This is a genomic window from Luteimonas vadosa, from assembly GCF_039543545.1.
Taxonomy (GTDB): Bacteria; Pseudomonadota; Gammaproteobacteria; order Xanthomonadales; family Xanthomonadaceae; genus Luteimonas; species Luteimonas vadosa.
In genome coordinates this window covers 141,651-155,272 of the sequence record NZ_BAABJY010000001.1, presented here as the reverse complement: position 1 = coordinate 155,272, position 13,622 = coordinate 141,651, and the positions used below count along the sequence as shown (strand labels likewise).

Annotated in this window: 13 protein-coding genes; 4 read left to right on the top strand and 9 right to left on the bottom strand. The window is 69.7% G+C overall.

What is annotated here, in order from left to right; genetic code table 11:
- Positions 1-2: 2 nt before the first annotated feature.
- Together ABD970_RS00665 and ABD970_RS00660 are read right to left on the bottom strand one after the other, a co-directional pair.
- The gene (locus ABD970_RS00665; protein ID WP_425563019.1) at positions 3-848 is read right to left on the bottom strand and encodes an ABC transporter ATP-binding protein; all 846 of its coding nucleotides are present in this window, start codon (positions 846-848) and stop codon (positions 3-5) included.
- Positions 849-851: 3 nt separating this feature from the next.
- Complete coding sequence (locus ABD970_RS00660; RefSeq protein ID WP_345293573.1) at positions 852-1,970, bottom strand: ABC transporter permease; 1,119 nt, start codon at positions 1,968-1,970, stop codon at positions 852-854.
- A 282-nt stretch (positions 1,971-2,252) separates the two neighbouring features.
- Here ABD970_RS00660 and ABD970_RS00655 point away from each other — a divergent pair, with 282 nt between their 5' ends.
- On the top strand, positions 2,253-3,500 hold the full coding sequence (locus ABD970_RS00655) for a threonine/serine exporter family protein (RefSeq protein WP_345293572.1): 1,248 nt from the start codon (positions 2,253-2,255) through the stop codon (positions 3,498-3,500).
- 139 nt (positions 3,501-3,639) lie between these two features.
- Here the strand turns inward: ABD970_RS00655 and ABD970_RS00650 are convergent, their stop codons facing one another.
- From ABD970_RS00650 to ABD970_RS00635, 4 genes are all read right to left on the bottom strand, one after another.
- The gene (locus ABD970_RS00650) at positions 3,640-4,074 is read right to left on the bottom strand and encodes an H-NS histone family protein (protein WP_345293571.1); all 435 of its coding nucleotides are present in this window, start codon (positions 4,072-4,074) and stop codon (positions 3,640-3,642) included.
- Positions 4,075-4,230: 156 nt separating this feature from the next.
- Entirely contained in the window at positions 4,231-5,928 is a 1,698-nt protein-coding gene (locus ABD970_RS00645) for a proline--tRNA ligase (protein ID WP_345293570.1), read from the bottom strand.
- A gap of 73 nt (positions 5,929-6,001) precedes the next feature.
- Positions 6,002-6,280, bottom strand: coding sequence for a DUF4124 domain-containing protein (locus tag ABD970_RS00640; protein WP_345293569.1), 279 nt, complete (start codon positions 6,278-6,280; stop codon positions 6,002-6,004).
- A gap of 33 nt (positions 6,281-6,313) precedes the next feature.
- Positions 6,314-6,718: a DUF4124 domain-containing protein gene (locus ABD970_RS00635; protein WP_345293568.1), complete on the bottom strand. Its 405-nt coding sequence runs from the start codon at positions 6,716-6,718 to the stop codon at positions 6,314-6,316.
- 148 nt (positions 6,719-6,866) lie between these two features.
- Between ABD970_RS00635 and pssA the strand changes: the two genes are divergently transcribed.
- The 3 genes from pssA to rimI are packed head-to-tail and all read left to right on the top strand — an operon-like array spanning position 6,867 to position 8,394.
- Complete coding sequence (gene pssA, locus ABD970_RS00630) at positions 6,867-7,637, top strand: CDP-diacylglycerol--serine O-phosphatidyltransferase (protein WP_345293567.1); 771 nt, start codon at positions 6,867-6,869, stop codon at positions 7,635-7,637.
- Positions 7,634-7,891: a hypothetical protein gene (locus ABD970_RS12425; RefSeq protein ID WP_425563018.1), complete on the top strand. Its 258-nt coding sequence runs from the start codon at positions 7,634-7,636 to the stop codon at positions 7,889-7,891. The genes pssA and ABD970_RS12425 overlap by 4 nt, the downstream gene beginning before the upstream one ends.
- A 17-nt stretch (positions 7,892-7,908) precedes the next feature.
- Positions 7,909-8,394: a ribosomal protein S18-alanine N-acetyltransferase gene (gene rimI, locus ABD970_RS00620; RefSeq protein WP_345293566.1), complete on the top strand. Its 486-nt coding sequence runs from the start codon at positions 7,909-7,911 to the stop codon at positions 8,392-8,394.
- Between the two features lie 170 nt (positions 8,395-8,564).
- On the opposite strand, the gene ABD970_RS00615 is transcribed toward rimI, so the two are convergent.
- The 3 genes from ABD970_RS00615 to ABD970_RS00605 form a co-directional block, all read right to left on the bottom strand.
- A complete protein-coding gene (locus tag ABD970_RS00615) occupies positions 8,565-11,435 on the bottom strand; it encodes a valine--tRNA ligase (protein ID WP_345293565.1) in 2,871 nt (956 codons plus the stop codon).
- Positions 11,436-11,466: 31 nt separating this feature from the next.
- Positions 11,467-11,889, bottom strand: a complete 423-nt coding sequence (locus tag ABD970_RS00610; RefSeq protein WP_345293564.1) for a DNA polymerase III subunit chi — start codon at positions 11,887-11,889, stop codon at positions 11,467-11,469.
- A gap of 122 nt (positions 11,890-12,011) precedes the next feature.
- Positions 12,012-13,502 carry a leucyl aminopeptidase gene (locus ABD970_RS00605; RefSeq protein ID WP_345293563.1) on the bottom strand — a complete coding sequence of 497 codons (1,491 nt, stop codon included), beginning with the start codon at positions 13,500-13,502 and terminating at the stop codon, positions 12,012-12,014.
- Positions 13,503-13,622: the final 120 nt, after the last annotated feature.

The window sequence follows — 13,622 nt, the reverse complement described above, 5'->3', positions numbered from 1 at the left end:
CGTCACCCATGCTGGGTCCCTTGCACGTGACGGCCGCGTCGTTGGGACTGTTGCGCCGCGCGCCCGCGCGGGCCGTGGAAGTAGTCCTGGACCCACGGGTGGTCGAAGCGCTCGATTTCGTCCAGGGCCCCGATCGCGACCACCCGCTTGTCGGCGAGCACCGCCACCCGGTCGCAGATCGCGTACAGGGTGTCGAGATCGTGGGTGATCAGGAACACGGTCAGTCCCAGTGCCTGCTGCAGGGTGCGGATGAGGTTGTCGAACGCCGCTGCGCCGATCGGGTCCAGCCCGGCCGTGGGCTCGTCGAGGAACAGCAGCGGTGGATCCAGCGCCAGCGCGCGCGCCAGCGCCGCGCGTTTCCGCATGCCGCCGGACAGCTGCGCCGGGAGCTTCTCCAGCGCCGAGGCCGGCAACCCGGCGAGCTTGACCTTGAGCAGGGCCAGTTCGTAGCGCAGCGAATCAGGCAGGCCCGGGTAGTGCTCCTTCAGCGGGACCTGCACGTTCTCGCCGACCGTCAGCGAGGAAAACAGCGCGCCGTCCTGGAACAGCACGCCGCTCCGGCGCTCGATGTAGAGCCGATCCTCGGGGTCCCCGGAACACGCATCGACGCCCATGACCTCGATCTGCCCCGCGTTGGGCGGGCGCAGTCCGATGATCGAGCGCATGAGCACGGACTTGCCGCTGCCCGAGCCGCCGACCACGCCGAGGATCTCGCCGGGGCGGACGTCGAGGTCGAGTTCGTCGTGGACGACCTGGTCGCCGAACTGGTTGCGCAGGCCGCGCACGCGGACGATCGTGTCGGAACCTGCCATGTCCTCGTGGTCGGTGTCGGGGGTGCGAGCGGACATGCCTTACCAGCCCATCTGCATGAACCAGATCGCCGCCACCGCGTCGAGCACGATGACCAGCGAGATCGCCTGCACCACGCTGGACGTGGTGCGTTCGCCGACCGACTGTGCCGTGCCCTCCACCTGCAGTCCCTCCAGGCAACCGATCAGCCCGATGATCACCGCGAAGATCGGTGCCTTGGCCATGCCGACCAGGAAGTGGCGCAGCTCCATCTGTTCCTGCATCCGGGCGAAGTAGGCCTGCGGGGGGATGCCGAGATCGAAGGCGCCCACCGACAGGCCGCCCAGCAGGCCGGCGATCATCGCGATGAAGGTCAGCAGCGGCAGCATGACCACCAGCGCGATCAGTCGCGGCAGCACCAGCAGGTCGATCGGGTCCAGGCCGAGCGTGCGGATGGCATCGACCTCCTCGCGGCTGACCATGGCGCCGATCTGGGCGGTGAACGCGCTGGCGGTCCGGCCGGCGAGGATGATCGCGGTCAGCAGCACGCCGAACTCGCGCAGGAAGGCAATGCTGACCAGTTCCACCACGAAGATCGTGGCGCCGAAGTCCGCGAGGATGTTCGCGCCCAGGAAGGCGATCACCGCGCCCACCAGGTAGGACAGCAGGATCACAAGCGGAACCGCATCCAGGCCGACCTGTTCCATGTGGTGCACGGTGGCGGTGGCGCGGAAGCGCCCCGGCTCCTTCAGCGCGCGCAGCAGCTTGACCAGGTTCTCGCCCAGGAAGCTCACCAGGGCGACGACTTCCTTCGCGTTGTCGTGCACGGCGAAGCCCAGGCGGCCCAGGGCGGCGGCGAAACCGTATTCGCGTTTCCTTCGGGGCCGGTCGTCGGCGACATCCTCGATGGCGGCGATCAGGGAGCGGTGCCGGTCGTCGAAGCGGAAGTTGCCGAAGTCGATGTCGCGGCGATCGGCGAAACGGAGCAGCTGCAGCACGCCCAGGGAGTCGAGGCGCTCGACCCCGGTGGCATCGATGCCCGACACGCCTTCCGGCGCCTGCCGCAATGCCGCGCCCAGCTCGTTGGCGTGGCGCAATGTCCACCGCCCGCGCAGGCGCAGGCGACTGGCGTCCCGGGGGTCGGGCTCCAGACTGGGAGGCGTGGCGGCGGGAGCGGTCATGCGTGCGGCGCGATGCTGTCGTCGGGGAAGGGGCGGCGGACCGCCCGCAACGCATGCATGGGAGGCCTGGGGCGAGGATACATGCACCCAAGCGAACGCAGCGAGCGGAGGTTCCGGCTCGCGGCCTCCCGGCGCACGCCCGTTTGCGCCAGGGGGGACCACGGCCGCAATGCGACAGGGTGCAGCGGGCGCGCCGGAAACTTGTCCCGCCGGCCATTGGGACGATGCGCCGTCCCCGGGCAGGCGTGCCGGCGACGCACGGCCCATGCGATGCTTGCCGGCATGACGCCGCGCATCCCCCGACACGACCCGTACGCCACGCGCATCGGCTTCATGGTCGAGCTGGCCGAGCACCTGCATGCCCACGGCGCCACGAGCCAGCGATTGGAGGGGGCCCTGACCAATGCCGCGCAGCAGCTGGGCCTGGACTGCGAGCCCTGGGTCAACCCGACCGGCATGGTGCTCTCCTTCAGCGACCCCACGTTGCCGCCGGGCGAGGGCGATACCACGCGCGTGCTCCGGCTGACACCGGGCGAGTTGAACCTGTACAAGCTCTGCGAGGTCGACCGCATCGCCGAGGAGGTGGTCGCGGGACGACTGGGGCTGGCCGACGGCCGCGCCGCCTTGCGCGTCCTCGAGCGGCCGGCCGGCTGGCGCGGCGACCTGATGCACGTGATCGGTTTCGGCCTGGCCGGCGCCAGCGTGGCGGGCTTGCTGCGCCTGCCCTGGCTCGACATCGCCACCGCGGGCGTGGTCGGCCTGGCGCTGGGCCTGCTCGAGCATTTCACCCGCCACCGGCCGCGACTGAAGGAGGCCGGCGATGCGATCGCGGCGATGCTGGCCGGCTCGATCGCCATCGCGGTGGCCAGTTTCGTCGGCCCGCTCAACCTCAATACGGTGGTCATCGCGTCGTTGATCGCGTTGATGCCGGGCATGGCGCTGACCAATGCCGTCAACGAGCTGACGAGCCAGCACCTGGTGTCGGGCACGGCGCGCTTCGCCGGAGCCGTGGCGACGATGATCAAGCTCACCGTGGGCACGATGATCGCGCTGACGGCCGCGCAGCTGCTCGGCATCGAGCCCATGGTGCGCGCGCTGCGACCGCAGCCGGCCTGGGTGGAGTGGGGCGCGCTGGTGGTGGCTGCGCTGGCGTTCGCGGTGCTGTTCCGGGCCAACCGGCGGGACTACGTGCTGGTGATGGTGGCCGCGATGGCGGGCTACCTGATCTCGCGGCTGGCGGGCGCGGCGTGGGGCAGCAACATCGGCATCTTCCTGGCGGCCCTGTTGCTCAGCGTCGCCGGCAACGGCTACGCGCGCTGGCGGAAGCGGCCCGGCGCGGTGGTGCGCGTGCCCGGGATCATCCTCATGGTGCCCGGCAGTGCCAGCGTGCGCAGCCTGATCGTGTCCCTGCAGCAGCAGGACCTGGCTGCAGGCGGCGAAGCGGCGTTGGCGGTAGTCAACATCCTGCTGTCGCTGGTGGCGGGGCTGATGTTCGGGAACCTGTTCCTGCCGTCGCGGCGGAACCTCTAGCGCCGGCGACGGGCACGAGGCCCAGCGGCGCCATCTCGCACGGGGTCGGTCGGATGTCCGCCGGGCAACGCGACAAGCTGCATGCTGCCAACGAAAATGCCGGCGCGAAGCCGGCATTCCGTGGCACAAACATGCCTGGCTACTTCGCGGCTTTCTTCTTCGCGACCTTTTTCCTGCGGGCTGCCTTCTTGCGCGCCGGCTTGGTCGCCGTCGGCTTCTCGATCAGGAAATCCTCGGGCTTCTTGCCTTTTTCGAGCAACGGCGCCATCCATCGCGGCGGCTTGCCGCGCCCGGTCCAGGTTTCGGACTTGTTGGCGGGATTGCGGTACTTCGGCGCCACCTTGCCCAGCTTCCGGCCCTTGGTGGACTTGCCGGCCTTGCCCGCCTTCGACGCGACGGAAGTAGCACCGAACAGTTCATCGATGGTGTAGCCCTCGGCCTTGGCGGCCGCCCTGAGCCTGGCGCGCACGGATGCCGCGGGTTTGCGTTTCTTCAACGTGGTCTTGCGCTTCTTCGCCTTGGTGATCAGGGCGTCGAGCTCGCGGGTGGACAGCTCGTTCAAGTCGATCGTCATCGGTGGCTCCGTATTCACTGGGAATGGTGCCGATCCGTGGCGCGTCGACGGATGATAGTCGTTGTAAATGGGGGATAACAAACCCGGGGATAATCCAACGGGTTAATCGGGGATCTATCTGGGAGGAAGATAACCCGTCGGATGCAAGCGCAGGCGTCAACCGCGCAGTCGCGACATGAGCGCCTGGTGGTCGAGGTGCTCGGCTTCGCTCGCGGTGCGCGCGCGATATTCGAACGTGCCGCCTTCCAGCCCGCGCGGGGAGACCACGACGCGATGGGGAATGCCGATCAGCTCCATGTCCGCGAACATCGCGCCGGGGCGCAGGCCGCGATCGTCGAGCACGACCTCGATGCCGGCCTCGCGCAGTTCCTGGTACAGCGCCTCGGCGGCCTCGACGACGGCCGCGTCCTTCTTCGGGTTGATCACGCACACCGCCACGCGCCAGGGCGCCATCGCTTCCGGCCAGAGGATGCCGGCCTCGTCGAAGTTCTGTTCGATGGCCGCGGCGACGATGCGCGACACGCCGATGCCGTAGCAGCCCATGGTCGGCACGACGGCCTTGCCGCTGTCGTCGAGCACCTTGCAGCCCATCGCCTCGGCGTACTGGCGGCCGAGCTGGAACACGTGGCCGACCTCGATGCCGCGCACGATGCGCAGGGTGCCACCATCGGCGGCGCGGTCGCCGTCGACCACGTTGCGGATGTCGGCGACGAGATCGGGCTCGGGAAGGTCGCGGCCCCAGTTGACGCCGGCGAGGTGGAAGCCGGCCTCGTTGGCGCCGACCACCATGTCCGCCATCGCCGCGACCTCGCGGTCGGCGAGCACGCGGATCGGTTGCTTCGCGTGGAGCGGGCCGAGGAAACCCGGTTCGCTGCCCAGGTGCGCGCGGATCTCGGCTTCGGTGGCCGGCCGGTATCCGGCCATGCCGTCGAGCTTGGCGAGCTTGATCTCGTTGACCGCGTGGTCGCCGCGCACCAGCGCCAGCGTGAAGCGCTCGTCGCCGCCGACCAGCGCGATCGACTTCACCGTGCGCGCCAGGGGGATGCCCATCAGCGCGGCGACAGCTTCGCAGGTCTTCTGCGTCGGCGTCTCCACCTTGCGCATGTCCTCCGACGGCGCCGGACGCGGGCCGGGGTCCGCCGCCCGGGCGGTTTCGACGTTGGCGGCGTATTCGGAGCCATTGGAGAACGCGATCGCATCCTCGCCGGAGTCGGCCAGGACATGGAATTCTTGCGAAGTATCGCCGCCGATGGCGCCCGAGTCGGCCTGGACCGCGCGGAACTCCAGCCCCAGCCGGGTGAAGATGCGGCTGTAGGCATCCCGCATCGCGTGGTAGGCGCGCTCCAGGCCGGCGTCGTCGACGTCGAACGAGTAGGCGTCCTTCATCAGGAATTCGCGCGCGCGCATGATGCCGAACCGCGGCCGGATCTCGTCGCGGAACTTGGTCTGGATCTGGTAGAAGGTCACCGGCAGTTGCTTGTAGCTGGCCAGTTCGTTGCGCGCGAAGTCGGTGATGACCTCTTCGTGGGTCGGGCCGTAGGCGTACTCGGCCTCCTTGCGGTCGCGCAGCTTGAGCAGCTGCCCGCCGAACTTCTGCCAGCGCCCGGTTTCGTCCCACAGCTCCCGCGGCTGGATCGAGGGCATCAGCAACTCGATCGCGCCGGCGGCGTCCATTTCCTCGCGGACGATGGCCTCGACCTTGCGCAGCACGCGCAGCCCCAATGGCGACCAGGTGTAGATGCCGGCGGCGAGCTTGCGCACCATGCCGGACTTGAGCATCAGCCGGTGGCTGGCCAGCTCGGCCTCGGCGGGCGTTTCCTTCTCGGTATGCAGGTGGAACTGCGACAGGCGCATCGGGGCGGCTTCATCACGACGGGGCCGGGCATTGTGCCATGCAGCACGCGGCGGGCCGGCCGTGGCCGGACGCTCAGCGGCGCGTGCCGTGCACCTCGATGCCATCGCGCGGTTCGATGTCCACCGTTTCGTAGCGACGGCCCCCGGGCGGAGGCTCCTGGGTCACCTGCACCACGCCATTGGCATCGGTCCAGCGGTAAAGCACCGGACGCGCCGCCTCGGCGCGCTCGGCCGCTGCCTGCTCGGCGCGCGCCTGCCGGGCCTCCACCACCTCCGGCGGGTCGCGGGACAGCCACCAGGCGATGGCGATGCCCAAGGCCAAACCGGCCGCGATCGCCCAGCTCAGGCGCATGCCATGGTCCTGGTCCTGCGCATCGCGAGCGGGTCAGGGCGTGGTGCAGTAGGCCTTGACCGCAGCTTCGGCGAGCGTTCGTTGCGAGGCACGCTGGGCATCGGTCATCGTCGTGTCCGGCTGGCCGTCGCCGTCGGCGTCCTGGCCCACGGGCCGGTCGCTGTCCAGTGCGGCGATGTTCCGCTTGGCCACCACGCACTGCGGATTCTCGACGGCCGTCGCGGCCTCTGCGGCCGCCGTGGTGGTCGGCGCGGCCACCCCGGTCTGCCTGATCGACCGCTGCTGGTAGCTGCCCTTGGCCGGCGGCGTCTGCGAATAGTGGGTCACGCCCTTGGCGTCCTTCCACTGGTAGACCTCGCGCGCGGTTTCCTGCGCGTGGGCGACGGACATGGCCAGGCACAGGCATCCCAGGGCGGGGAGAAGGACGAAACGGTGCATGCGGGACTCCTGCCTGCGGCGGCTTGGAAACGAAGGGGATTGCAGCACCACCCTAATGCAGGCGCAAGCGCCACTGCATGAACGGGCGCGCGATCCGGGGCGGCGGGCCCCTCCGCCTCGCCGAACGGCGAGCGGATACACTGCCGCCATGGACGACGACCCGCTCCCGCCGCCCCGTGGCCGCGGCATCTACCTGCTACCCAACCTGTTCACCACCGGCGGGCTGTTCGCCGGGTTCTTCGCCATCATCGCGGCCTCGCAGGGGCGTTTCGGTGCCGCCTGCATCGCGATCTTCGTGGCCGGCATCCTCGACGGACTCGACGGCCGCGTGGCGCGGCTGACCAACACCCAGACCGAGTTCGGCGTGCAATACGACTCGCTGGCCGACCTGGTCAGCTTCGGCATGGCGCCGGCGCTGGTCATGTACCACTGGGCGCTGATGTCGATGAAGTTCGACGGCACCACCCTGGGCAAGGTCGGCTGGCTGGCGGCATTCCTGTACGCGGCGTGCGCAGCGCTGCGGCTCGCGCGCTTCAACAGCCAGGTGGCGCAGGTCGACAAGCGCTGGTTCATCGGGCTGGCCAGCCCGGCGGCGGCGGGATTGATGGCAAGCGCCGTGTGGACCGCCGACAGCCTGGGGTTTTCGGGCGAGGAGCTGCGCTATGGCGCGCTGGCGCTCACCGTCGTCGCCGGCTCGCTGATGGTCAGCCGCATCCGCTACAGCAGCTTCAAGGGCGGGCGCGGGCCCAAGGCCGACCGTGTTCCGTTCGTGGCACTGCTGGTCGCGCTGGCGGCGCTGATCGCGCTCTGGATCGACCCGCCGATCACCCTGCTCGTCGTGTCGGTGCTCTATGCCCTGTCCGGACCCGTGCAGTGGCTCTGGCGACGCCGCGCGACGGCGAAGGCAGCCGTTCCATGACCTGGGACGCCGTGCAGCGCGAGGTGCTCGAGGCGCTGGGGCACACGCTCTATTGCCGGACCGACCCCGAGCAGCCCCGGATCCCGGACGACCCCTTGCTGCGCGCCCTGTTGCGGGCGGCGTCGCGGACCGGCGACGACGCCGTGGTCCAGGCGATCGTGCGCGACTGGCCGCCGACCTCCCGCCTGCGCGGCGATCCCGCGGCCAAGCGAGCGCTGTGGCCGCGGTTGCGCGCGCTGCGGGCCGGACGCTAGGCCCGGGAGGCGGCGCGATGAGCGCGGTCACGTCCGAAGCCGCCGCGGGCCTGCCCGCGACCCTGCGGCGGATGCGCGAAGCGGACCTGGACGTGGTGATGGAGATCGAGCGGCGCGCGTACCCGTTCCCGTGGACCCATGGAATCTTCCGCGACTGCCTGCAGGCCGGCTATCCGGCCTGGGTGCTGGGCGAGGGCGATCGGCTCATCGGCTACGGCGTCCTGAGCGTGGCGGCGGGGGAGGCCCACCTGCTCAACGTCTGCATCGAACCCCGGCGGCAGGGCGAAGGCCATGGCCGCCGCCTGGTGCGCGACCTCATGCGGATCGCCCGCGCCCAGGGCGCGCAGCGGCTGTACCTGGAGGTCAGGCCGTCCAACCCGGCGGCCATCGCGCTGTACCACGACGAGGGGTTCAACGAGATCGGCCGCCGGCCGCGCTACTACCCTGCCCAAGGCGGGCGCGAGGACGCGATCGTGATGGCCCAGGAACTGCTCGATCCCTAGCCATCGATCCGTGGCGACGGATCGCCGGCCCGGTGGAAGGCTCGGGAGCGCCCACCCCGTGCCGGTCTCCGCTCTGCGCCCGCACCCGGACGAGGAGGCGCTTCGGCGCGCGCGGGCGATCCAGCCCGATGCGGCCCGCGCAGTCCGCGGCAGGCGCTTTCGCAGGGGGCTTACAACCGTGCGCGCTGTGCGGCGATGGCGTCGCGCTGCGTGGTCCAGTCGGCCAGGCGCGTGCGCTCCTGCTCGACCACGGCGGCCGGGGCGTTCTGCACGAAGGTCTCGCTGGCGAGCTTGCCGCGGGACTTGGCGAGTTCGCCTTCGACGCGCCGGAGTTCCTTGTCCAGGCGTGCGCGCTCGGCATCGAGGTCGACCAGCCCTTCCAGCGGAACGTACAACTGGAGCGTGCCGACCAGCGCCGAGGCCGCGGGCGGCGGCTCGCCGGTTAGCGTGTCGATGGCGGCCACGCGGTTGAGGAAGCGGAGCTGCGCGCCGAAGCGCTGGATGCGCGCGGCGTCGTCGTCGGTGCCGCCCTGCAGCAGCAGGCCGACCTGCTTCGACGGCGGCACGCCCAGTTCGCCGCGGATGCGCCGCAGGGCCGACACCATCTGCTTGAGCCATTCGACGTCGGCCTCGGCGCGCGCAAAACGGGCCGCGTCAAAATCGTCCGCGCGCGGATAGGCTTGCAACATGATCGTGGGCGCATCGATGCCCAGGCGCGGCGCCACTTGGCGCCACAGTTCCTCGGTGACGAACGGCACCAGCGGGTGCAGCAGGCGAAGCAGGCGCTCGAGCACGAACAGCAGGGTGTGGCGCGTGCCGTCGGCGGCCGCCTGGTCGCCGCCGTTGAGCGCGGGCTTGGCGAGCTCGACGAACCAGTCGCAAAACTCGTTCCAGGCGAACTCGTACAGCGCCTGCGACAACAGGTCGAAGCGATAGCTGGCGAAATGCGCCTCGGCCTCCGCACTGGCATTGGCCAGCCGGGCGAGGATCCACTTCTCGGCGTCGGTGGCCGCTGCAGGCAGGTCGAGGCCGTTCGCGTCGTTGGCGGCGGGATCGCCGGCAGTTGGCGCGGAGAAGCCTTCCGTGTTCATCAGCACGAAACGCGTTGCGTTCCAGAGCTTGTTGCAGAAGTTCTTGTAGCCTTCGGCCCGGGCGAGGTCGAACTTGATGTCTCGGCCGGGCCCGGCCAGCGCGGCCATCGTGAAGCGCAATGCATCGGCGCCGAAAGCGGGGATGCCGTCGGGAAACTCCTTGCGCGTGGCCCTGGCGATCTTGTCGGCCATCTTCGGTTGCATCAGCCCGGTGGTGCGCTTGGCGACCAGGTCGTCGAGGGCGATGCCGTCGATGATGTCCAGCGGGTCCAGGATGTTGCCCTTGGACTTGGACATCTTCTGCCCGTCCTTGTCGCGGACCAGACCGGTGATGTAGACGTCCTTGAACGGCACCTCGCCGACCAGGTGGTCGGTCATCACGATCATCCGCGCCACCCAGAAGAAGATGATGTCGAATCCGGTGACCAGCACGCTGGACGGCACGAAGTCGCCGAAGCCGCGTTCGCGCATCGCGTCCGCATCCGGCCAGCCCATCGTGCTGATCGGCCAGAGGCCGGAGGAGAACCAGGTCTCGAGGACGTCGCTGTCCTGCGTCAGTACGACCTCCGCGCCCAGCCCGTGCTTCTCGCGCACCTCCGCTTCGTCGCGGCCGACGTAGGCGGTCCCGCCCGCGTCGTACCACGCCGGGATCCGGTGCCCCCACCACAGCTGGCGGCTGATGCACCAGTCCTGGATGTTCTCCATCCAGTGGCGGTAGGTGTTGATCCAGTTCGGCGGCACGAAGCGCACGTCACCCGACTCGACGATCTCGAGGCCGCGCTCGGCGAGCCCGTCCATCTTCACGAACCACTGGTCGGTCAGGTAGGGCTCGATCGCCTGGCCGCTGCGGTCGCCGCGTGGAACCTGCAGCTTGTGGGGCAGGATCTCGACCAGCAGGCCGGCGGCTTCCAGGTCGGCGAGCACGGCCTTGCGCGCGTCGAACCGGTCCAGTCCGCGGTACTGTTCCGGCGCGTCGTCGTTGATGGCGGCATCGGGGGTGAAGATGTTGATCAGCGGCAAGTCGTGCCGCTGGCCGACCGCGTAATCGTTGAAGTCGTGCGCCGGCGTCACCTTGACGATGCCGGTGCCGAACGCGCGGTCGACGTAGGCGTCGGCGATGACCGGGATCTCGCGCCCCGATAGCGGCAAGGCGACCGAGTTGCCGACCAGCCCGGCGTAGCGCGGGTCATCGGGGTGCACCATCACGGCCGTGTCGCCGAGCATGGTTTCCGGGCGCGTGGTCGCCACCACCACGTAGTCGCGCGTCTCGCGCAGGGTTTCATGGCCGTCCGCGTCTCGCTCGACGTGCTCGTAGGTCGCGCCGCCGGCGAGCGGGTAGCGGATCGACCAAAGGAAGCCGTCCTCCTCCTCGTTGACCACCTCCAGGTCGGAGATCGCGGTCTTGAGCACGGGATCCCAGTTGACCAGGCGCTGCCCGCGATAGACCAAGCCGGCCTCGTGCATCCGCACGAAGGCCTCGACCACCGCCTGCGACGCGATCGGATCCATGGTGAACACGCTGCGCGTCCAGTCGCCCGAGGTGCCGAGCCGCCGCATCTGCCGTTTGATGGTGTCGCCCGACTGGCGCTTCCACTCCCAGACCTTTTCGATGAAACCCTCGCGCCCCAGCGAATCGCGCGTTACCCGATTGCCTTCAAGCGCGAGGTTGCGCGCGACCACCATCTCGGTGGCGATCCCGGCGTGGTCGCTGCCCATCTGCCACAGCGTGCGGTGGCCGAGCATGCGGTGGTAGCGGATGAGCGCGTCCTGCAGCGTGTGCTGGAACGCGTGGCCCATGTGCAGGGTGCCGGTGACGTTGGGCGGCGGCAGCAGGATCGAATACGCAGGACCGTCGCCGCCGGGCGCGAAGGCGCCGCTGGATTCCCAGTCGGCGTACAGGCGCGACTCGAAGGCCTTCGGGTCGTATCCGGTGGCGATGGTTTCGTTCATCGTGTCGATCCGTTCCGGCTGCCCGGTGTGCTCACATGTCATGCTTTTTCAGGTCGAGCCCGCGCGCCTGGTAATGCTTCCAGCGTTCGCGCACCGGCCCACGGGCGCCTTCCTCGGCCGGCACCACTTCCAGCACGCGCTCGAAGGCGCCGTCGACCGGCGCATCGCGCAGGTTGACCACCAGCGGCCGCAGCGGGGCGTCGAACTCGGGCGGCGCGATGACCACCGGGGTCAGGTCGTCCTCTTCGTCGCCGGCGACCTGGTGCGGGATGTAGGCGTCCTCGCCCATGTCCCACAACAGGTCGTCCAGCGCCTCCGCCTGCGCCCGGTCCCGCGCCAGCACCAGGGTCCACAGCCCGGCCTCGTAGGCCTTGCGCACCAGTTCGCACACCAGGCGCAGTGGCTCGTCGCGGAACCTCGGCTTGGCGATCAGGTAGAAGTCGGCGCGCGGCATCCAGGCGATTCAGCAGTCGGGACGGAAAGGTATCGGCGCAGCGGTTCTCGCGGGGGCATGTAGGCCAGCACGGAGGAACCGGGCGCGGAGTCGACCGGGGCCGATGTTCCTCCGCGGATCCCTCATGCCTTGGCCTTCGTGCCCTGGTCCATCAGCCACTGCGACAGCAACCCGACGGGGCGCCCCGTGGCGAGGCCGTTCTTGCCCTCCCCACTGGCGCTGCCCGCGATGTCCAGGTGCGCCCAGCGCTGGCCTTCGGTGAAGCGCGACAGGAAGCAGCCCGCCGTGACCGCGCCGGCCCAGCGCCCGCCGATGTTGTAGACGTCCGCGAACGTGGAGTCGATCATGGTCTGGTATTCGTCCCACAGGGGCAGGCGCCAGGCGCGGTCGAACACGTGCTCGCCCGCCGCCAGCAGTTCCTCGCTCAGGTCGTCGTGCTTGCTCATCAGGCCGCTGGCGAAGCGCCCCAGCGCGACCATGCAGGCGCCGGTCAGGGTGGCGACGTCGACCAGCGCGGCGGGCTTGAAGCGTTCGGCGTAGGTCAGCGCATCGCACAGGATCAGCCGGCCCTCGGCGTCGGTGTTGCCGACCTCGATGGTCTTGCCGGCCATCGAGGTGATCACGTCGGACGGCCGGTAGGCGTTGCCGTCGATGGCGTTTTCCACCGCCGGCACCAGCACCACCAGGTTGATCGGCAGCTGCAGGCCGACCACGGAGACGAACGTGCCCATCACGCCGGCGGCGCCGCACATGTCGTACTTCATCTCCTCGATGCCGCCCTGGGTCTTGAGGTTGACGCCGCCGGTATCGAAGGTGATGCCCTTGCCGACCAGCACGTAGGGCTTGGCGTCCCCGCCGTTGTTCCACTTGAGGACGATCAGCTTCGGCGCGTTGGCCGAGCCACGGGCGACCGCCAGCAGGGCGCCCATGCCCAGTTGCTCCATGTCCTCGCGCTCCAGCACCTCGCACTCGGCCTTGTCGAACCGGCCGGCGAAGGTGGTGGCCTGCTCGGCCAGGTACGCGGGGTTGCAGATGTTGGGCGGCAGGTGGCCCAGCTCGCGGGCGAATTCGACGCCGGCGGCGATCGCCTTGCCCTGGGCCAGCGCGTCGGCATCGGTACCCGGCAGCTCCAGGCGCTCTAGGCCCGTGTGCTGGCGCTTCTTGTTCTTCTCGCCCAGCGTGGCGACGTAGCGGTAGCAGGCATGGCTCGCGGCGATCGCGGCCTGGCGGACGTTCCAGGCGGCGTCCCGGTCCTTGACCTCGACCTCGGCCAGGGTCAGCAGCGCGGACTTGCTGGACCCGGTCTTCAGCGCCCGGGCGGCGTCGCCGACGGCCTTGAGGTACTGGGCAACGCCGAACTTGGCCTGCTCGCCCAGGCCGACCACCAGCACGCGGGGCGCGGCGACCCCCGCCAGGTCATGGACGAAGGCGGTCCTGCCGGTCTTGCCTTCGAGGTCGCCCCGTTCCAGCAGCTTCTTCAGCCGTCCTTCGCTGGCCTTGTCCAGCGCCTGCGCCGCGGGGGTCAGCGTCTTGTCGGCGTAAGCCCCTACCACGACGCAGTCGACGGTGGCGGCGGCGGGGGCGTCCTGGTTCAGGGCGAATTCGAGGGTCATCAACGAGATTCCGTGAAGTGTTCCTTACAATCGGTCGTTCAGACTGCGGCAGGACGCCGCTGGCGCCAGCGTGCCGGCGCGACCGATGCGCGGGATGAGTGAACCCCCCATTCTAAAGCA